At 70.8% G+C, this 19,311-nt stretch carries 15 protein-coding genes; 9 read left to right on the plus strand and 6 right to left on the minus strand.

Features of this window, described 5'->3' with window-relative positions; genetic code table 11:
• Positions 1-141: 141 nt before the first annotated feature.
• Together ACFZA0_RS03345 and ACFZA0_RS03350 are read left to right on the plus strand one after the other, a co-directional pair.
• Positions 142-651, plus strand: coding sequence for a sigma factor-like helix-turn-helix DNA-binding protein (locus tag ACFZA0_RS03345; protein WP_391010423.1), 510 nt, complete (start codon positions 142-144; stop codon positions 649-651).
• Between the two features lies 1 nt (position 652).
• Positions 653-1,381 carry a hypothetical protein gene (locus ACFZA0_RS03350; RefSeq protein WP_391010426.1) on the plus strand — a complete coding sequence of 243 codons (729 nt, stop codon included), beginning with the start codon at positions 653-655 and terminating at the stop codon, positions 1,379-1,381.
• A 96-nt stretch (positions 1,382-1,477) separates the two neighbouring features.
• Here the strand turns inward: ACFZA0_RS03350 and ACFZA0_RS03355 are convergent, their stop codons facing one another.
• Together ACFZA0_RS03355 and ACFZA0_RS03360 are read right to left on the minus strand one after the other, a co-directional pair.
• Positions 1,478-3,232 (minus strand): NAD+ synthase, encoded by a 1,755-nt coding sequence (locus ACFZA0_RS03355; protein WP_391010429.1) that lies wholly within the window; start codon positions 3,230-3,232, stop codon positions 1,478-1,480.
• 129 nt (positions 3,233-3,361) lie between these two features.
• Positions 3,362-5,302, minus strand: a complete 1,941-nt coding sequence (locus tag ACFZA0_RS03360) for a protease pro-enzyme activation domain-containing protein (RefSeq protein WP_391010432.1) — start codon at positions 5,300-5,302, stop codon at positions 3,362-3,364.
• A 665-nt stretch (positions 5,303-5,967) separates the two neighbouring features.
• Here ACFZA0_RS03360 and ACFZA0_RS03365 point away from each other — a divergent pair.
• Both ACFZA0_RS03365 and ACFZA0_RS03370 read left to right on the plus strand, forming a co-directional pair.
• Entirely contained in the window at positions 5,968-6,354 is a 387-nt protein-coding gene (locus ACFZA0_RS03365; protein ID WP_391010435.1) for a hypothetical protein, read from the plus strand.
• A 42-nt stretch (positions 6,355-6,396) separates the two neighbouring features.
• Positions 6,397-6,840 carry a hypothetical protein gene (locus tag ACFZA0_RS03370; protein WP_391010438.1) on the plus strand — a complete coding sequence of 148 codons (444 nt, stop codon included), beginning with the start codon at positions 6,397-6,399 and terminating at the stop codon, positions 6,838-6,840.
• A 64-nt stretch (positions 6,841-6,904) separates the two neighbouring features.
• Here the strand turns inward: ACFZA0_RS03370 and ACFZA0_RS03375 are convergent, their stop codons facing one another.
• Positions 6,905-7,636 (minus strand): hypothetical protein, encoded by a 732-nt coding sequence (locus ACFZA0_RS03375; RefSeq protein ID WP_391010441.1) that lies wholly within the window; start codon positions 7,634-7,636, stop codon positions 6,905-6,907.
• 17 nt (positions 7,637-7,653) lie between these two features.
• Positions 7,654-8,022: a hypothetical protein gene (locus tag ACFZA0_RS03380; protein WP_391010444.1), complete on the minus strand. Its 369-nt coding sequence runs from the start codon at positions 8,020-8,022 to the stop codon at positions 7,654-7,656.
• 739 nt (positions 8,023-8,761) lie between these two features.
• On the opposite strand from ACFZA0_RS03380, the gene ACFZA0_RS03385 reads away from it, so the two are divergent.
• A complete protein-coding gene (locus tag ACFZA0_RS03385; RefSeq protein ID WP_391010446.1) occupies positions 8,762-10,123 on the plus strand; it encodes a glutamine synthetase beta-grasp domain-containing protein in 1,362 nt (453 codons plus the stop codon).
• A gap of 198 nt (positions 10,124-10,321) precedes the next feature.
• Entirely contained in the window at positions 10,322-13,324 is a 3,003-nt protein-coding gene (locus ACFZA0_RS03390; protein ID WP_391010449.1) for a bifunctional [glutamine synthetase] adenylyltransferase/[glutamine synthetase]-adenylyl-L-tyrosine phosphorylase, read from the plus strand.
• Positions 13,325-13,334: 10 nt separating this feature from the next.
• On the opposite strand, the gene ACFZA0_RS03395 is transcribed toward ACFZA0_RS03390, so the two are convergent.
• Both ACFZA0_RS03395 and ACFZA0_RS03400 read right to left on the minus strand, forming a co-directional pair.
• The gene (locus tag ACFZA0_RS03395) at positions 13,335-14,195 is read right to left on the minus strand and encodes a phosphatase PAP2 family protein (protein WP_391010452.1); all 861 of its coding nucleotides are present in this window, start codon (positions 14,193-14,195) and stop codon (positions 13,335-13,337) included.
• A gap of 53 nt (positions 14,196-14,248) precedes the next feature.
• Complete coding sequence (locus ACFZA0_RS03400; protein WP_391010455.1) at positions 14,249-15,298, minus strand: substrate-binding domain-containing protein; 1,050 nt, start codon at positions 15,296-15,298, stop codon at positions 14,249-14,251.
• 513 nt (positions 15,299-15,811) lie between these two features.
• Here ACFZA0_RS03400 and ACFZA0_RS03405 point away from each other — a divergent pair.
• From ACFZA0_RS03405 to ACFZA0_RS03415, 3 genes are all read left to right on the plus strand, one after another.
• On the plus strand, positions 15,812-17,086 hold the full coding sequence (locus ACFZA0_RS03405) for an extracellular solute-binding protein (protein ID WP_391010458.1): 1,275 nt from the start codon (positions 15,812-15,814) through the stop codon (positions 17,084-17,086).
• Between the two features lie 121 nt (positions 17,087-17,207).
• Positions 17,208-18,212 (plus strand): ABC transporter permease subunit, encoded by a 1,005-nt coding sequence (locus ACFZA0_RS03410; protein ID WP_391010461.1) that lies wholly within the window; start codon positions 17,208-17,210, stop codon positions 18,210-18,212.
• A gap of 13 nt (positions 18,213-18,225) precedes the next feature.
• The gene (locus tag ACFZA0_RS03415; RefSeq protein WP_391010464.1) at positions 18,226-19,155 is read left to right on the plus strand and encodes an ABC transporter permease subunit; all 930 of its coding nucleotides are present in this window, start codon (positions 18,226-18,228) and stop codon (positions 19,153-19,155) included.
• Positions 19,156-19,311 lie beyond the last annotated feature (156 nt).

Genomic DNA, 19,311 nt, shown 5'->3' on the forward strand with positions numbered 1-19,311 from the left:
AAATCTCGACGGAATTTTCGACTCTGCCGCTTTGCGTGAGCGTCCGTTCGGCCGTGTTCGATAGGTGTCATCAGGAGCGCCGACCGGCACGGGTCGTCCGTGTTCTCGGCCTTTCGTCTCGCCCCTCGAAGAAGAGGATTCATGACCGACGATGCCCACGCAGGGACATTCGACAGTCCGGTGACGACCGACGTGCTGCCTCTCCCGCTCGATTTCGAAGCGCTCTACGTGAGCAGTCAGGAGGCGTACCACCGGTTCGCCCTCGCGGTGCTCGACGACCACGAGCTGGCCGAGGAGGCGGTGCACCGGGCGTTCCTGGAGATCCTGCGGCACTGGGAGGCGCTGCTCGCGGACAGCAACGTCCCCCAGCACTGCTGGGCGATCCTGCGGCGCACCGTCATGTCGCGGAAGCTGACGGACTACCGCGACAGCCTCGCCGACCTCGTGGAGGACAACGACGTGGTGCGCGCGCTGTGTTCCCTGTCGACGCGCCAGTTCGACGTCGTGATCCTGCGCTACATCTGCGGCTACGACACCGACCGGATCGCCTGGTACCTGGGCGTGAGCGCGAGCACCGTCGACTACCACTGCCGCCGGGCCAAGGAACGCATGGGCCAGGTCATACCCGCGCGTATCAGGAAGGACAAGTGACGTGAAGAAGGAACCGACCGCCCGCCTGCTGCGCACCGAACAACTGCTCTCGGCCGCCGGTGTGCGGCTGCGCGAGGCCGCCGCCCCGGCAGACGTGGGCGCGGGCCTGCGGCGCCTGGCCGAGGACGCCGGCTACGTCCCCCGTCCCGCCTCGCGGCCCGACGTCTCGCGGGCCCGGCACCGGCTGCGGGTCATCGTGCGCTGGTGCCTGGACCAGCCGGACGCCTCCGTGCACGTCGAACGCCTCGCCCAGGCCATCGGCGGCGACCACGAGGACGTCCGGCACCTGCTCCAGAAGGACAGGGACACCGAGGACATCGACGTCCACGGGGCACAGGTCTTCGCCTGCATGCTGTACCTCGCCGACCATCCCGAGAGCGCCCAGTTCTGGTGGCAGTTCACGGCCGGGGCGGGCAGCGGCGCGGGTGCCTTCTGCCTTCACATGCACCACGCCAGCAGGGGCGAGACGGCGGAGGCCGACCACTGGCTCGACATCATGCTGCGGCTGGTGCACATCGACGAGGACCCGGCGGTGGAGCGGCTGTTCTTCGCCGCGGCGGGCGACTTCGCGGCGTACGTCCGCCACCACCGTCCGCCCGCCCTGCTCGCCGAGCGGAGGCTGGCCGCGGAGGTCAGACGGCTGGCGAGCCGCGGCGACGCGGCCCACCTGGTGTGCCGGCCGGACCGTGCGCTGGCGGACCGCCTGCACTCCGGCGCCCCGCGGGGCTGAACCGGCCGCACGCACGGGGGCGCACCCCCGTCGCCGGCCCGCACGGGAGGGGCGCCCGGTGGCCGGCCACCGGGCGCCCCTCCGCCGTCGCGGCCGTCAGGCCGACTCGCGCCAGCCGTTCGTGATCGGCAGCCGGCGGTCCTTGCCGAAGCCCTTCGGGGAGATCTTGGTGCCCGGCGGGTACTGGCGGCGCTTGTACTCGGCGGTGTCCACCATGCGCAGCGTCTTCGCGACCAGCTCCGGGTCGAAGCCCGCCGCGACGATCTCGTCCGCGCCCTGGTCGCGGTCGACGTACCGCTCCAGGATCGCGTCCAGGACCGGGTAGTCCGGCAGCGAGTCCGTGTCGACCTGGTCCGGGCGCAGCTCGGCGCTCGGCGGCTTGCTGATGGAGTTCTCCGGGATGGGCGGGGTCTCGCCGCGCTCGGCGGCGGCCCGGTTGCGCCACTCGGCGAGCCGGAAGACCGACGTCTTGTACAGGTCCTTGATCGGGCCGTACGCGCCGACGGAGTCGCCGTAGAGGGTCGAATACCCCACCGCCAGCTCGGACTTGTTGCCCGGCGCCAGGACGATGTGGCCCTCCTGGTTGGAGAGGGCCATCAGCAGCGTGCCGCGCAGCCGGGACTGGAGGTTCTCCTCCGCGAGCCCGGTCAGACCGAGCGAGCCCATGTACGCGTCGAACATCGGGGCGATGGACACCGTCCGGAAGTTCAGCCCCGTGCGCCCGGCGAGGTCCGCCGCGTCGTCCTTGGAGTGTTCCGAGGAGTACTTCGACGGCATGGAGACGCCGTACACGTTCTCCGCGCCGATCGCGTCGCACGCCAGGGCCGCGACGAGCGCCGAGTCGATGCCGCCGGACAGGCCGATCAGCACCGAGGAGAAGCCGTTCTTCTCGACGTACGCGCGCAGGCCCGTCACCAGCGCCGAGTAGATCTCCTCGGCGTCCTCCAGCCGGTCCGCGTGACCGCCGGACAGCTCCGGCTCGTACGCGGGCAGCGGCTCCTCGGAGAGGATCACGCGGTCGATGCGCAGGCCGTCGTCCACCACACCCGTCGGGGCGTCGGCGGAGGCGGCCGGCAGGTCGAGGTCGAGGATCACGCAGGTCTCGGAGAACTGCGGGGCCCGTGCGACCACCTCGCCGTCGCGGTCGACCACGATGGAGTCGCCGTCGAAGACCAGCTCGTCCTGGCCGCCCGTCATGGCCAGGTACGCGGTGGTGCAGCCGGCCTCCTGGGCGCGCTTGCGGACCAGGTCGAGCCGGGTGTCGTCCTTGTCGCGCTCGTACGGCGAGGCGTTGATCGACAGCAGCAGCCCGGCGCCGGCGCTGCGGGCCGCGGGCACCCGGCCGCCGTCCTGCCAGAGGTCCTCGCAGATGGCCAGCGCGACGTCCACGCCGTGCAGCCGCAGCACCGGCATGGTGTCGCCGGGCACGAAGTAGCGGAACTCGTCGAAGACGCCGTAGTTCGGCAGGTGGTGCTTGGCGAACGACAGCACCACCTCGCCGCGGTGCAGCACCGCGGCGGCGTTGCGCGGGGCACCCGCGGGCTGGCCGTACTTCGGCTGCGCGGCCTCCGAGCGGTCCAGGTAGCCGACCAGGACCGGGAGTTCACCGAGGCCCTCGGACACCAGGCGCGCGGCGAGACCGCGCAGGGCGGCGCGGGAGGCCTCGACGAACGAGGACCGCAGGGCCAGGTCCTCCACCGGGTACCCGGTCAGCACCATCTCGGGGAACGCGGCGAGGTGCGCGCCCTGCTCGGCGGATTGGCGGGCCCGGCGGAGGATCGCCTCGGTGTTCCCGGCGAGGTCGCCGACGCGCGAGTCGATCTGATTCATGGCGAGACGTAGTTGAGGCACGGTCCCCAGTGTAATCGTCAGTGCGACGCGATGGGGGGTGAGGACCGCCACGCGGGCGTCCGCCGCCGTACACGCACGGGCGCCCGCCTCCCCGGAGGGAGACGGGCGCCCGCGGTACCGCGACCGGTGTCAGTGACGCCGGTAGGACTGCACGTAGCCCGGGGCGGGCGAGCCCACGCCGGTCACGTCGTCGTAGCCCTTGACCGCCTCCAGCGAGCTGTCCTTGCCGAGGCTGCGGACGGAGGTGATGAGCCCGTCCGTGGCGTCGACGCTGTTGGCGAAGTCGACACGCGCCACGGCGAGCGGGGACCCCGTGGGGGTGTCCGTCACGTCGTGGTACGTCTTCGAGTGGTACTTCGAGTAGATCACCGGGTTGGCGAAGCCGATGGCCTTGCCGCCCCGCGCCTGCTGCGCGAGTGCCTGGACGCCGGCGATCACCGGCGCGGCGAGCGAGGTGCCGCCGATCCGGTACTCGCTGTACTTGGCGGACCCGTCCGGGAAGGTCTGGGTCTGCCCGACCAGGAAGCCGGTGTTCGGGTCGGCCACCGCGGAGATGTCCGGGACGACCCGGTTGCCGGCCGAACTGTTCGCCTTGGCGAGCGAGTTCGGGACGACGCCCTTCTGGTAGTACGGCTCGGCGACCGTCGCGCTGGTGCCGCCGCCCGCGCCCGAGGTGAAGGCGCCGGGGAAGTCCGTCCAGCTCTTGCCGTCGTCGGACAGCACGGCACGCTCGGTGCCCCAGCCGGTCTCGAACTTGTACTTGTCGCCCTTGCCGACCGCCAGCGAGGTACCGCCGACCGCCGTCACCCAGGCCGAGTTGGCCGGGCGGTCGACCTGCTTCACACCGGTGTTGGCGACCTCGTCGCCGTTGTCGCCGGAGGAGAAGTAGAAGCCGATGCCCTCGACCGCGCCGAGCTGGAAGACCTGGTTGTACGCGGCGGAGTTGTCCGCCGTGTCGTTGCTCTCCAGGTCGCCCCACGAGTTAGAGACGATGTCGGCCAGGTGGCTGTCGACGACCTTGCTGAGCGAGTCGAGCAGGTCGTTGTCGTAGCAGGACGCGCCCGCCACGTACGTGATGTTCGCCTGCGGCGCGACCGCGTGCACGGCCTCGACGTCGAGGGTCTCCTCGCCGTACCAGCCGGCCGCCCCGCACTCCTCGGTGTTGATGTAGGTGCTGGGCAGCACCTGCTTCAACTGGCCCTTGGAGTAGCCCGCGTCGCCGTTCTTCTTGGCGTACGTGGCCGCGTCGGAGGCGATCGTCGGCGAGGCGTACGCGTCGGTGATGGCGACCGTGACGCCCTTGCCGGTGTACGAGCCCGCGCCGTAGGCGGAACGGAGCTGCTCACCGGTGTAGCCCTTGATGGCGTACGGGATCTTCTGGCCGTAGGCCTTCGGGAGCGACGTCGCGATGTTCGACCCGTAGTACGACGAGAACGGGCCGGAGTTCTTGAACACGCCGTCCGGGGGCGGGAGTTCGTCGTTGTGGCTCGCCTTGTGCGGCGCGTTGTCCAGGCCGGTGACGGTCAGGACGGCGCCGTTGAGGCCGGCCGGTGCCGAGGCCGCCTTCGACGGCGCGCGGTACGTCTTCGAGCCCTTGGCGTAGTTGTGCAGCGAGGTGTCGAAGGCCTTCTCGGCCGCCGAGACGTCGCCGCTGACGGTCAGGTAGTGCGCGGTGGTCGCGGTGACCTTGAGGCCCGCCGCGGTCAGCCACGACTTGACGGCGGCCACCTGGGCGGCGGTCGCGCCGTAGCGCGCCTTTGCCTGGGCGGCGGTCAAGTACCGTCCGTACAAGGGCGAACTCGGGTCGGAGACGGCCTTGGCGTAGGCGGCAAGACCCGTGGCGTTCCGGCCCGCGAGGTAGACCCGCGCGGTCACCCTGGCGGCGTCCGACGTCGCGCCCTTGTCGGCCGTGGACTTCGCCCACGAGGGCTTGGTGCCCGCGAAGGTGTCCCGGCTCGGGTTGTCCGCGGCCTGGGCCGCGGGTATGCCGATGGCCAGCGCGCCGGCGAGCATGGGCAGTGTCGCTGCCATGCTCACCCCGGCGCGCAGCTTGGCACGGTTGGATCTCATGGAACCCCCTGCGAAGCGGTTCGTCGCATGCATAGGCATGTCGGTTCGGTGTTGATCCGCGTAGACCCGCGCGGGTGTAGCACGGAACGGGATCAGCGATGGCCACTCTCGCGGTGAACAGTTCATGCCAGGTCAATGAAAAGACCAAGAAGACGCCAAGTGTGCCTGCCGGATGGGCATTTGACGGGACATCTGATCGCCGCGCGGCTGGTCGGCGATGCGCGGGACGTCCGCGGGAGGGAACCCCCGGGCCGCCCGGCGCGTCCATGGGCCGACGGGCCCGAGGGGGTCCGCGAGGCGGCGCCGCGGGGGGTGACCGGTTGCGGGGACAGGAATGGCAGGTACTGGCCAAGGCCGTCGGGCGGCGGTCGGCCGCCCCCTGCGATTCGGCGGGCACTTTCCGCACTTTTGGGCGGCGCTCGGTGCACCCTTTTCCCTTCTTTCCCTTTTGGTCGGGGAAATCGCCGGGGCCGTTCCCGGGGCCACTGCGGCCGGGGTAAAGGGCTCGTCGCGGTCCATGCGCTTCCGGTGGCGGTCGGGGTATGCGAAGCTTCTCCACCTCTCGCGGCCCACCGGGGAAGGGCCGAATGAACGGGAGCGAACGAATGGCATCTGTCGGATTCTGGCGAGGGGGAGACGTGGGTAACACGTCCAGGCGTACGACTGTGGCCCTGTGGGTGCTTTCGGGGGCTGTTTCCATTGCGTTGAGCGGCTGCTCGTCGGGAAATTCCGGAGAAGGCGGCGAGGGTGAAGGCTGCGCATGGGTGCTGTCCTTCGACTCACGGACCTATGAACGCCCCTGGCCTTCCACCATCAGTGACCGCCCGGAAGTCCGGCACACCGGCGACGCCCTGGGGACGGGCCGGCTCAAGGGGTGCGACGACGGCCCCTCGGCGGATCAGAAGACCCGCGTCTACAGAATTCCGGGAATCTCTCCCGCGCAGGCAGTGATAAGCCAGGAAAACGTGATCGGGCTGACGGACCCGCGGCACATTCCGGCGGGGGTGAGGAAGCTTCTGATCATTCCGTCCGGGGATCCGCAATCTTCGTAGGAGGCCGGGCACCGGTCCGCGGTGCTCAGAAGGTGGGGGGACATGCGCATCATCATCGAAGACGCGCCGGACGAACTCGTCAGAGAGTTCGCCTCGTTGATAGCGCGGAGCCAGGGGGTTCTGGAGGAGGGGGCGGCCGGCCGGAGCGCCGACGGCTGGACGGAGAGCCGTGCCGAACATCTCCTGTACGACCTGCCGCCGTACGCCGTCGAGCTGCTGAGGGCGGTGGTCGCGGGCGACGGCTGGGCTCCCGTGGCGAGCCTGGCGGGCGAGTGCGGCGGCGTCTCCCTGCGGGCGCGGACGGTGGCCATGACCAGGGCCGTCTCGCGGGGCGCGGCGGCCGGCAAGTGGCCGCGCGACATCCCGGCCCCGGTGTACCCGCGGCAGGATCCCGACCGTACGACGGGGCGCAGGGTCGTCGGATACGTGATGCCCGGTGAGACGCTGACCGGTTTCCGCGCCGCGCTGCGCCGCTTCGGCCGCTGACCCGCGCTCGCGCGGACGGCCCGGACCGGCCGACGGGGGCGTCGGCCGGTCCGGGCGCGGCCGGTCACCCGGTCGTCGCGTCCGAGCTCTTGGCGGTGCGGTAGCGCTGGTCCGGCGGAAGGCCCATGTAGCCGGAGGCCGCGGGGTCGACGGCGGTCGAGCCCAGGATGCTGACGAGAGCGGACTCCGGCTGCCCCCAGACCTGGTCCCGCAGATCCGTCGTACCGTCGTCCGCCGGCCCGTCGTAGCCGTAGACCGTGGCGCCGGAACCGATGGTGCCGTTGCTGTCGGGGAAGATCTCCGACGCGTTGAGCGGCTCCCAGCCGGCCTCGTCGACGGCGTCGGTGACGCTGAGGTAGGTGATCGGCACGACGTAGCGCTCACCCACGTTCAGGCTGGGCTCGCCGTCGAGCCGGATCGGCGTCCGGTCCGTGCCGTGGAACATCCATCCGTCGATGTCCCAGGTCATGGAGGCCGGTGCCGCCGCGGCCCCGGACCGCGACCAGAGCACCTTGTCCACCTTCACACTCACCGAGCGCGGGACGAACCCCTCTCCCGCCGCGATCTCGTCGGGGGTGGCCGCAAGTTCCTGCTGTCCGGTCACCGTGACGATCGCCAGGTGGTCGGCGTACGTCACCCAGTCCGTGGCGTCCGCGCCCGGCAGCAGGTCCTCGCTGTCGGCGATGATCACCTTCGGTCTTTCGGGGGCGCCGCCCTGCTGTGCCTGGACCGCGACCGACGTCACCCCGAAGGCGGCCAGCACGCCGAGCGCGACCAGTGCGATTCTCGCTTTCACGTCTCTCGCTCCTTCTCTCAGTAGGTGGCGTTGAGTTCTTCGGTCTGCCAGGACCCGTAGGTGGTGCGATGGGTGCTGTCCGGCGTCTCCATGCAGCCCAGCGACGAGTTCGTCTGGCCGACCTTGGGAGACGCCTGCGCGCCGTGCGTGAGTCCCAGGGCGTGCCCCGTCTCGTGGCAGGCCAGCTCGGAGTCGACGCTGTCGTAACGGAAACGGACGTATTGCTGGTCGCACTTGGTGGAGCTGACCGCGTCGTCGCACCAGGTGATTCCGATGGTGGTTCCGCTCATGCTCGAACCACTCTGCTGATAGACGATGTCCGTTTCGCTGCTGCCGGAGTACGAGGCCGACGACGGATAGGAGACGGCGATGTCGGTGGGGGACACCAACGCACTCAGGCGGCCCTTTACCGTGGACTTCGCCGCAGACGTGAGGGAACTCTGGAGCCACACCGTGAGGGTGGCGTTGTCCGTCTGGCAGAAAACGCCGTTCGGCTGAGAATCCTGGCATCCCCAGGACGTGTTGTACGTCGGGTACATGTTGTCGAACGGGCCCGCAAATGCCTGGGGCGCCCCCATCGTCAAGGAAACTCCGAGGCAGCCTGCCAGGGATGCGGCAACCGTGACGCCGCGCGTGAAGGATTTCATGCACCTCTCCCGGTGTGGTCGCGAAAATTCCGTACGCACAAGGATGTGATCGGCGCAGACACTATCAGGGAGATCACAAAAAATCCTTACTCTTTTTTGGAATCCCGCATTCCGTCGAATTGGGTGCGGAGATGAATTCCGCTAAATGCCTGGTTGGCTTTTTCTTGGTATTCCGTTTACCGTGCCGTCCGGTCCGCGGGGTGCGTGCGGGCCGGCACGGGCGGGTGCGCGGGGCGCGGCGCCCGTCGGACCCGCGGCGCGGGGTGACCGACCACCCGTTACGAATGGCACCCCGAACAGGCAAGATGGGCACAGGGCGGTACACCGGGCGTACGTGAGGCGTTCAGCCGGGGGTCGGCCGGCCGATCAAGGTCCGCAACGCGCATGAAATGGTGTTGTGGTGGGATGCTCAGGTGCCCGACCGCCTCCCGTCACCGGGGCCACGGCGGCCTGACCAGCAAGGATGGGGAAGCGGAAGATGGACAAGCAGCAGGAGTTCGTGCTCCGGACCTTGGAGGAGCGCGACATCCGGTTCGTCAGGCTGTGGTTCACGGACGTGCTGGGCTTCCTCAAGTCCGTGGCCGTGGCCCCCGCCGAGCTGGAGCAGGCCTTCGACGAGGGCATCGGCTTCGACGGCTCCGCCATCGAGGGCTTCGCGCGCGTCTACGAGTCCGACATGATCGCCAAGCCGGACCCGTCCACCTTCCAGGTCCTGCCGTGGCGTGCCGAGGCCCCGGGCACCGCCCGGATGTTCTGCGACATCCTGATGCCCGACGGCTCGCCCTCCTTCGCCGACCCGCGCTACGTCCTCAAGCGCGCCCTGGCCAAGGCGTCCGACCTCGGCTTCACCTTCTACACGCACCCCGAGATCGAGTTCTTCCTGCTGAAGGACAAGCCCCTCGACGGCAGCCGTCCCACCCCGGCCGACAACTCCGGCTACTTCGACCACACCCCGCAGAACGTGGGCATGGACTTCCGCCGCCAGGCGATCACCATGCTGGAGTCGATGGGCATCTCGGTCGAGTTCTCCCACCACGAGGGCGCCCCCGGCCAGCAGGAGATCGACCTGCGGTACGCGGACGCCCTGTCGACCGCGGACAACGTGATGACGTTCCGCCTGGTCATGAAGCAGGTGGCGCTGGAGCAGGGCGTGCAGGCGACGTTCATGCCGAAGCCGTTCTCCGAGCACCCCGGCAGCGGCATGCACACCCACCTCTCCCTCTTCGAGGGCGACCGCAACGCCTTCTACGAGTCGGGCTCCGAGTACCAGCTCTCCAAGGTCGGCCGGTCCTTCATCGCGGGCCTGCTCAAGCACGCCGCGGAGATCTCCGCCGTCACCAACCAGTGGGTCAACTCCTACAAGCGCATCTGGGGCGGCACCGAGCGCACCGCCGGTGCCGGCGGCGAGGCCCCCTCGTACATCTGCTGGGGCCACAACAACCGTTCCGCGCTGGTCCGCGTCCCGATGTACAAGCCGGGCAAGACCGGCTCGGCCCGGGTCGAGGTCCGCTCGCTCGACGCGGGCGCGAACCCGTACCTGGCCTACGCGCTGCTGCTGGCCGCCGGCCTCAAGGGCGTCGAGGAGGGCTACGAGCTGCCCCCGGGCGCCGAGGACGACGTCTGGGCGCTGTCCGACGCCGAGCGCCGCGCGATGGGCATCGAGCCGCTCCCGCAGAACCTGGGCGAGGCCCTGACCCTGATGGAGCGCAGCGACCTGGTGGCCGAGACCCTGGGCGAGCACGTCTTCGCGTTCTTCCTCCGCAACAAGAAGTCGGAGTGGGAGGAGTACCGCAGCGAGGTCACGGCCTTCGAGCTGCGGAAGAACCTGCCGGTGCTGTAGCGCCGACGCGCGGCGCCCGGACACGGAACGCGCACGGGGGCGGGGCCGCGGTCGACGACCGCGGCCCCGCCCCCGTCGCCACCGGCCCGGATTCCCCCGCACGGCCCCCACCTCCGGAATGGGTACTCCGGTTAGGGTCGGAGTCGCGCGGCCCTGATCCGGGGGCGTGCGGGGAGGAAAGCAGACAGGAGGCGGGGCATGGCGCTGCCGTCGGGACGCAGGAGCAGCACCTTCATACGGCTGCTGCGGCACGGTTTCACCGATCCGTCGGCGTCCGAGCATCTGCTGGAGAGTCCGGAGCTGGCCCACGTCCGCGACGACCCGGTGCTGCTCGAAGCGCTCGGCGCGACCGCCGATCCCGACCTCGCGCTGCGCGCGCTGGTACGGCTCCTGGAGGCGCAGCCCGGCGACACCCCCCGGCGCGAACTGCTGGACACGCTGATCGCCGCCAAGCCGCTGCGCGACCGGCTGCTCGGGGTGCTCGGCGCCTCCGAGGCGCTCGGCGACCATCTCGCCCGGCACCCCGGCGACTGGCAGGTCCTGGTCACCTACGAACCCAGCGATCTGCATCCCGGGCTGCGGGAGTTCGAGAGCGGGCTCGCCGGTGCCGACGACCCGGTGGCGCTGCGCGTCGCCTACCGGCGCTGCCTGCTGTCCGTCGCCGCCCGCGACGTGTGCGGCACCACCGACCTCGCGCAGACCGCCGCCGAGCTGGCCGACCTGGCCACCGCGACGCTGCGCGCCGCCCTCGCGATCGCGCGGGCCGCCGCCCCCGAGGACGCGGCCCTGTGCCGGCTCACCGTGATCGCGATGGGCAAGTGCGGCGGACACGAGCTGAACTACGTCTCCGACGTCGACGTGATCTTCGTCGGCGAGGCCGTCGAGGGCGCCGACGAGGGCAAGGCCGTGCGGGCCGCGACCCGGCTCGCCGCCCACCTGATGCGGATCTGCTCCGAGACCACCGTCGAGGGCTCCATCTGGGCCGTCGACGCCAACCTGCGCCCGGAGGGCCGCAACGGCCCGCTGGTGCGCACCCTCTCCAGCCATCTCGCCTACTACCGGCGCTGGGCCAAGACCTGGGAGTTCCAGGCGCTGCTCAAGGCACGCCCGGTGGCCGGCGACATGGAACTGGGCGCCGCGTACATGGCGGCCCTCGAACCGATGGTCTGGCAGGTCGCCGAGCGGGAGAACTTCGTCGCCGACGTGCAGAAGATGCGCCGCCGGGTCGTCGAGAACATCCCCGCCGGCGAGATCGACCGCGAGCTGAAGCTCGGCCCCGGGGGACTGCGGGACGTCGAGTTCGCGGTGCAGCTCCTCCAGCTCGTGCACGGCCGCTCCGACACCTCGCTGCGCAGCGGCACCACCCTCGACGCGCTCGGCGCCCTGGCCGCGGGCGGTTACGTGGGCCGCGCGGACGCCGCCCGGCTCGACGAGGCGTACCGCTTCCTGCGCACCATGGAGCACCGCATCCAGCTCTTCCGGCTGCGGCGCACGCACCTCGTCCCCGAGGACGAGGCCGACCTGCGGCGCCTGGGCCGGTCCCTGGGCCTGCGCGCCGACCCGGTCAAGGACCTGATGCGCGAGTGGCGCCGGCACGCCGGGGTCGTCCGGCGGCTGCACGAGAAGCTGTTCTACCGCCCGCTGCTCGACGCCGTCGCCCAGCTCGGCCCCGGCGAGGCCCGCCTCAGCACCGCCGCCGCCCGCGAACGCTTCGTCGCCCTCGGCTACAACGACCCCGCCGCCGCCCTGCGCCACCTGGAGGCGCTGGCCTCCGGGGTCAGCCGCAAGGCCGCCATCCAGCGCACCCTGCTGCCCGTCCTGCTCGGCTGGTTCGCCGACTCCGCCGACCCGGACGCCGGCCTGCTCAACTTCCGCAAGGTCTCCGACGCCCTCGGCAAGACCCCCTGGTACCTGCGGCTGCTGCGCGACGAGGGCGTCGCCGCCGAGAACCTCGCCCGCGTGCTGTCGGCCGGACGCCTCGCCCCCGACCTGCTGCTGCGGGCCCCCGAGGCGGTCTCCCTGCTCGCCGACAACGCCAACCTCGCACCGCGCCCGCGCGCCCACCTGGAGCAGGAGATACTGGCCGCCGTCGGCCGCGCCCAGCACGCCGAGCAGGGCGTCACCGCCGCCCGCGGAGTGCGCCGCCGGGAGCTGTTCCGCACCGCCGCCGCCGACATCGTCGGGTCCTACGGCACCGAGACGCGGCCCGTGGAGGGCGACCAGGGCGCCCTCGTCGACCGGGTCGGCGGCGCCCTCTCCGACCTGAACGCCGCCACCCTCGCCGGGACCCTGCGCGCGGTCGTCCGCGAGAAGTGGGGCGACACCCTGCCCACCCGGTTCGCGGTCATCGGCATGGGCCGCTTCGGCGGCCACGAACTGGGCTACGGCTCCGACGCCGACGTCCTGTTCGTGCACGAGCCCCGCGAGGGCGTCGACGAGCAGGAGGCCGGGCGCGCCGCCAACAACGTCGTCTCCGAGATGCGCAGGCTGCTCCAGCTCCCCAGCGCCGACCCGCCGCTCCTCGTCGACGCGGACCTGCGCCCCGAGGGCAAGTCCGGCCCGCTGGTGCGCACCCTGAAGTCGTACGAGGCGTACTACCGGCGCTGGTCGCTGGTGTGGGAGTCGCAGGCGCTGCTGCGGGCCGAGCCCGTCGCCGGCGACGCCGAGCTCGGGCGCCGGTTCGTCGAACTCGTCGACCCGCTGCGCTACCCGGCCGAGGGCCTCGGCGAGGACGCGGTGCGCGAGATCCGCCGGCTCAAGGCCCGCATGGAGGCCGAGCGGCTGCCGCGCGGCGCCGACCCCGCCCTGCACACCAAGCTGGGCCGCGGCGGTCTGTCCGACGTCGAGTGGACCGTGCAGCTGATGCAGCTCCAGCACGGGTGGGCCGAGCCGGGCCTGCGCACCACCCGCACCCGGGAGGCGCTGGCCGCCGCGTGTGCCGCCGGGCTGATCTCCGGCGAGGACGCGGAGACCCTGGACGAGGCGTGGGTGCTGGCGACGCGGGTGCGCAACGCGGTGATGCTGGTGCGCGGCCGGGCCGGGGACACCTTCCCCTCCGACAGCCGGGACCTCGCGGCCGTCGGCCGGTACCTGGGGTACGGCCCCGGTCACGTCGGCGACATGCTCGACGACTACCGCCGCACCACCCGCCGCGCCCGGGGCGTCATGGAGGAACTGTTCTACGGGGCGACGGACCGGTAGGCCCGGCGTCCTACGCCTTGGTCAGCGACAGCGGTGCCGGTGGCCGCTCCGGCACCCGTCGCGGCAGGGAGTACGGCAGCGCCCCGTACCAGAGGGCGGACACGGCGAAGCCGAGGGCGAGGCAGAGCAGGCCGCCGACCGCGTCGAGCAGGAAGTGGTTGGCCGTGGCGACGATGACCGTCAGCGTGAGCACCGGGTAGAGCAGCCCGAGCACGCGGGCCCACGGCGTCGCGGCCAGGGCGAAGATCGTCAGCCCGCACCACACCGACCAGCCGATGTGCATCGACGGCATCGCCGCGTACTGGTTCGACATGTGCTTCAGGTCGCCGGAGGCCATCGACCCCCACGTGCGGTGCACCGTCACCGTGTCGACGAAACCGGTGCCCGCCATCAGCCGCGGTGGCGCCAACGGGTAGACGTAGTAGCCGATCAGGGCCGCACCGGTGGTCACGAACAGCACCAGCCGCGCCGCCGCGTACCGTCCCGGGTGACTGCGGTACAGCCACACCAGGACACCGAGCGTGATCACGAAGTGGAGTGTCGCGTAGTAGTAGTTCATCCCCACGATGAGCCAAGTCACCGAGTTGACCGCGTGGTTGACCGACTCCTCGACGGCGATGCCGAGTCGGTGCTCCGCGTGCCAGATCCAGTCGGCGTGGCGCAGGGCCGAGGCGCGCTGCTCGGGAACGGCGTTGCGGATCTGCGAGTAGGTCCAGTAGCTCACCGCGATGAGCACGATCTCGAACCACAGACGGGGACGGCGAGGGGTGCGCAGCCGGCGCAGGAATCCCTTGTTCGCGTTGTCCGCGAGGGCGCGGCGATCGGCCTTCGCGTGGTGGCCTTCCTCTGTCGTCACGGTCGGATCACCCATAGGCACAGAGTCTGCCAGAAAGGACTTCTCCGACCGATCATCCCCCGGTCGGGTCAGAAGCGCATTTTCTCGCCCCGGGACCGGTCCCCCGGGGCGGACGCGGTCGAACCGCGCACCACCAGCTCCGGCATGAACACGAACTCGCTGTGCGGCGCGGGCGTTCCGCCGATCTCCTCCAGGAGCGTGCGCACCGCGGCCTGCCCCATCGCCGGGACCGGCTTGCGTATCGTCGTCAGCGGCGGATCGGTGAACGCGATCAGCGGGGAGTCGTCGAAGCCGACCACCGACACGTCGTGCGGGACCTCGAGTCCCAGCTGCCGCGCGGCGCGGATCGCGCCGAGCGCCATCATGTCGCTCGCGCAGACCACCGCCGTGCAGTCCCGTCCGATCAGCGCGGCCGCCGCGGCCTGACCGCCCTCCAGCGTGTACAGCGAGTGCTGCACGAGGCGCGACTCGACGTCGTCGGCGGCGAGTCCGAGCTGGTCGTGCATCGCGCGCACGAACCCCTCGATCTTGCGCTGCACCGGGACGAACCGTTTCGGTCCCAGCGCCAGGCCGATGTTGACGTGCCCGAGCGAGGCGAGGTGGGTGACCGCGAGAGCCATCGCCGCCCGGTCGTCGGGCGAGATGAACGGGGCCTGCACCTTGGGGGAGAAGCCGTCCACGAGGACGTACGGGACGCCCTGCGCGCGCAGCCGCTCGTAGCGCTGCATGTCGGCGGTGGTGTCCGCGTGCAGGCCCGAGACGTAGATGATGCCGGCGACCCCGCGGTCCACGAGCATCTCGGTCAGCTCGTCCTCGGTGGAGCCGCCCGGGGTCTGGGTGGCGAGCACCGGCGTGTAGCCCTGCCGGGTCAGCGCCTGCCCGATCACCTGGGCGAGCGCCGGGAAGATCGGGTTCTCCAGCTCCGGTGTGATCAGGCCCACCAGGCCCTCGCTGCGCTGACGCAGCCGCACCGGGCGCTCGTAGCCGAGGACGTCGAGGGCGGCGAGTACGGACTGGCGGGTGGTGGCGGCGACGCCCGGCTTCCCGTTCAGGACGCGGCTGACGGTCGCTTCGCTCACCCCCGCCTGGGCAGCGATGTCGGCAAGCCGTGTGGTCACGGGAGTGGACTGTACCGGCCGCGTCTCGCCCCCCGCACCGGGAGCACGCCTGGCGCGGCCCGTCGGACGGCCTGGTGCGGGCTGCTGGGTCATCGTGGTCCTCAAGTCCTGTGTGGCGCGCCCTGGTTGGCGCGCTGCGTTCGGCCCGGTGCGGGTGCGCCCCGGCCCTGCGCGTCCCGCCGTCCCCTCCCGGCGGGTGCGGTCCGCGCCCGGCCCGCAAGTGATGATCCCCGCGCGGGACGTGTCTGGCAAGGGCTTGCAGAGTCTTGCACAAGCCGTGCGGAGGCTCTCGATCCGCTCTGTACCGCGCACTTCGCGAGATCCGGAAGAGGCTCGCGCACTGCAATCGATGAGGTCTCTTGCACTTTTTTGCTGCAAGGTCTTTCGCGACGCTTACATCGCTGTTACGTTCACGTCGCCCGGCGGCCGCAACGGCGCAGTCGGCGAGTCGGCGGAGGAACGGACGGGACCGTTCCCCGCCAGCACACGGGCTTTCACCCTCAAGGAGAACTCATGCGGCGTGGCATAGCGGCCACAGCGCTGGTGGCGTCCCTCGCCCTCGCGGCGACGGCCTGCGGCGGCAGTGACAGCGGCAGCGACAAGTCGGACGGCCCGGTCACCATCACCTGGTGGGACACCTCCAACGCCACCAACGAGGCGCCGACGTACAAGGCCCTGGTCGCGAAGTTCGAGGCGGCCAACAAGGACGTCAAGGTCAAGTACGTCAACGTGCCCTTCGACCAGGCGCAGAACAAGTTCGACACGGCGGCCGGCTCCAAGGGCGCCCCGGACGTGCTGCGTTCGGAGGTCGGCTGGACCCCCGCCTTCGCGAAGAAGGGCTTCTTCCTGCCGCTGGACGGCACGGACGCCCTCGCGGACCAGAGCAAGTTCCAGTCCAGCCTGATCGAGCAGGCCAAGTACGACGGCAAGACCTACGGCGTGCCGCTGGTCACCGACACCCTCGCGCTCGTCTACAACAAGGCGCTGTTCGAGAAGGCCGGCATCACCCAGGCGCCCACCACCTGGGCCGAGTTGAAGGCCGACGCCGCGAAGGTCAAGGCCAAGACCGGCACCGACGGCTACTGGGGCTCCACCCAGGCCTACTACGCGCAGCCGTTCCTCTACGGCGAGGGCACCGACACCGTCGACGCCTCCGCGAAGAAGATCACCGTCGACTCGGCCGCCGCCAAGAAGGGGTTCGGCACCTGGCAGAGCCTCTTCTCCGGCAAGGGCCTGCACGCCGCGGACACCACCGCCGACGCCTACGCCCACATCCAGGACGCCTTCGTCAACGGCAAGGTCGCCTCGATCATCCAGGGCCCGTGGGAGATCACGAACTTCTACAAGGGCTCGGCGTTCACGGACAAGTCGAACCTCGGCATCGCGACCGTCCCGGCCGGCTCGACCGGCAAGGCGGGCGCCCCGACCGGCGGTCACAACCTCTCCGTGTACGCGGGTTCGGACTCGGCCCACCAGAAGGCGGCCCTGAAGTTCGTCAACTTCATGACGTCGGCGGCCTCGCAGGAGACCATCGCCCTCAAGAACTCGACGCTGCCCACCCGTTCGGACGCGTACACCGCGAAGGTGAAGGCCGACCCGGGCATCGCCGGCTTCCAGAGCGTGCTGCCGGCCGCCCAGCCGCGGCCCGCGCTGCCCGAGTACAGCTCCCTGTGGGGGCCGCTGGACACCGAGCTGCCGAAGATCGCGGGCGGCAAGGAATCGCTGGACAAGGGAATCGGCACCGCCGAGACCGAGATCGCCAAGCTCGTCCCCGACTTCAGCAAGTGAGCCCGTGTGGCCGTCGGATCCGACCGGTTGAGAACCCGGGGGACGGATCCGGCGGCCACCGGCCCGCGTTCCGCCCCCGTCCCCGGTCCGCCGACCCGGACCTTCCAGAAGGTGTCGCACCATGACAGTCGCCATCGACCGCGCGACCGGCAGGCGCAGCGGTGACCGCGCGCCGCGCCCCGGCCTCGGCCGGCGCCTGAAGAACGGCCTCAGCAAGCACTGGTACGCGTACGCGATGATCGCGCCGGTGGTCGTCGTGCTCGGCGTCCTCGTGCTGTACCCGCTGGTGTACGGCCTCTACCTGACGCTGACCGACGCCGACAGCCTCAACTCGGCCCGCACGATCGGCGTCAACCACATCGACGCCACCTACAAGTTCATCGGCCTGGACAACTACAAGGACATCCTGTGGGGGCCGACCGCGTACGACCGCTTCTGGTCGCACTTCATCTGGACGGTGGTGTGGACGGCGCTGTGCGTCGCCCTGCACTACACGATCGGGCTCGGCCTCGCGCTGCTGCTCAACCAGAAGCTGCGCGGACGCGTCATGTACCGGCTGCTGCTGATCCTGCCGTGGGCCGTGCCCACCTTCGTCACCGTCTACGGGTGGCGGATCATGCTCGCCGACTCCGGCGTGATCAACCAGTTCCTGGGCTCCCTGCACCTGCCGCAGCCGGACTGGCTGGAGGACACCTTCTGGCAGCGGTTCGCCGCCGTCATGGTCAACACGTGGTGCGGCGTGCCGTTCATGATGGTCTCCCTGCTCGGCGGCCTCCAGTCCATCGACTCCACCCTCTACGAGGCGGCGGAGATGGACGGCGCCAGCGCCTGGCAGCAGTTCCGGTACGTCACGCTGCCCGGTCTGCGGTCGGTCAGCTCGACGGTGGTCCTGCTCGGCATCATCTGGACGTTCAACCAGTTCGCGGTGATCTTCCTGCTGTTCGGCAAGACCGCGCCCGACGCGCAGATCCTCGTCACCTGGGCCTACACCCTCGGATTCGGCCAACAGCCGCGCGAGTTCGCGCAGTCGGCGGCCTACGGCGTCCTGCTGCTCGCCATCCTCGTCGTCTTCACCTCCTTCTACCGCCGCTGGCTGAACCGCAACGACCAGCAGCTCGCCGTCTGAGGCAGGAGCACCCATGAGCACTACGACCATCGAGAGCGGCGCCGCCGCCGACGGCGACGGCACCACGGCGAGCACGTCCCCCGCGCCGCGCGGCGCGCGGCGGACGACGCGGCACGGCGAACGCTCCACCACCGCCTCGGTCCTCTCCCACGGGGCCCTGATCGTGGCGTCCCTCATCGCCCTGTTCCCCGTCGCGTGGCTGGTCTTCCTGTCGCTCGGCCCCGACAAGGACGACTACCTCCACCCGTCCGGGATCCTCGGCAAGGCGAGCCTGTCGAACTACTCCTTCGTGCTGGAGCACACGGAGTTCTTCCACTGGCTGGCCAGCACGCTGATCGTCTCGGCGGGCACCACCCTGATCGGCGTGTTCGCCGCCGCGAGCACCGGTTACGCGGTGTCCCGGATGCGGTTCCCCGGCTACCGCAAGCTGATGTGGGTCCTGCTGCTCACGCAGATGTTCCCGATCGCCGTGCTGATCGTGCCGATGTACCAGATCCTCTCGGACCTCCAGCTCATCGACACCTACCCCGGCCTGATCCTCGTCTACTGCTCGACGGCCGTGCCCTACAGCGCCTGGCTGCTCAAGGGCTACTTCGACACGATCCCCTTCGAGATCGACGAGGCCGGCCGGGTCGACGGGCTGTCGCCGTTCGGCACGTTCGTCCGGCTGATCCTGCCGCTGGCCAAGCCGGGCCTGGCGGTCGCCGCCTTCTACAACCTGATCACCGCGTGGGGCGAGGTCGCGTTCGCGTCGACCTTCATGCTCGACGACCAGAAGTACACGTTCGCCGTCGGCCTCCAGACCTTCGTCAGCGAGCACGACGCGCAGCGCAACTACATGGCCGCCACCGCGGTGCTCATCGCCATACCCGTCGCCGCGTTCTTCTACTTCGTCCAGAAGAACCTGGTGGCTGGCCTCACCGCGGGCGGCACGAAGGGCTGAGCCCGCCCGCCCCGCGACCCGCGTGGCCCGCGCCACGCGACGGCCCGCGCGCCCGGCGCGCGGGCCGCGGGCGCGGGGGCCCCCCCCCCCCCCCCCCACCCCCCCCCCCCCCCCCCCCCCCCCCCCCCCCCCCCCCCCCCCCCCCCCCCCCCCTAC

The organism is Streptomyces sp. NPDC008150, assembly GCF_042956945.1.
Taxonomy (GTDB): Bacteria; Actinomycetota; Actinomycetes; order Streptomycetales; family Streptomycetaceae; genus Streptomyces.

Bases quoted from the DNA above. Each gene is read 5' to 3' on its own strand.
- ACFZA0_RS03360 (WP_391010432.1), bottom strand. From the start codon at position 5,302: ATGAGATCCAACCGTGCCAAGCTGCGCGCCGGGGTGAGCATGGCAGCG.
- ACFZA0_RS03345 (WP_391010423.1), top strand. From the start codon at position 142: ATGACCGACGATGCCCACGCAGGGACATTCGACAGTCCGGTGACGACC.
- ACFZA0_RS03405 (WP_391010458.1), top strand. From the start codon at position 15,812: ATGCGGCGTGGCATAGCGGCCACAGCGCTGGTGGCGTCCCTCGCCCTC.
- ACFZA0_RS03370 (WP_391010438.1), top strand. From the start codon at position 6,397: ATGCGCATCATCATCGAAGACGCGCCGGACGAACTCGTCAGAGAGTTC.
- ACFZA0_RS03410 (WP_391010461.1), top strand. From the start codon at position 17,208: ATGACAGTCGCCATCGACCGCGCGACCGGCAGGCGCAGCGGTGACCGC.
- ACFZA0_RS03390 (WP_391010449.1), top strand. From the start codon at position 10,322: ATGGCGCTGCCGTCGGGACGCAGGAGCAGCACCTTCATACGGCTGCTG.
- ACFZA0_RS03415 (WP_391010464.1), top strand. From the start codon at position 18,226: ATGAGCACTACGACCATCGAGAGCGGCGCCGCCGCCGACGGCGACGGC.
- ACFZA0_RS03385 (WP_391010446.1), top strand. From the start codon at position 8,762: ATGGACAAGCAGCAGGAGTTCGTGCTCCGGACCTTGGAGGAGCGCGAC.
- ACFZA0_RS03395 (WP_391010452.1), bottom strand. From the start codon at position 14,195: ATGGGTGATCCGACCGTGACGACAGAGGAAGGCCACCACGCGAAGGCC.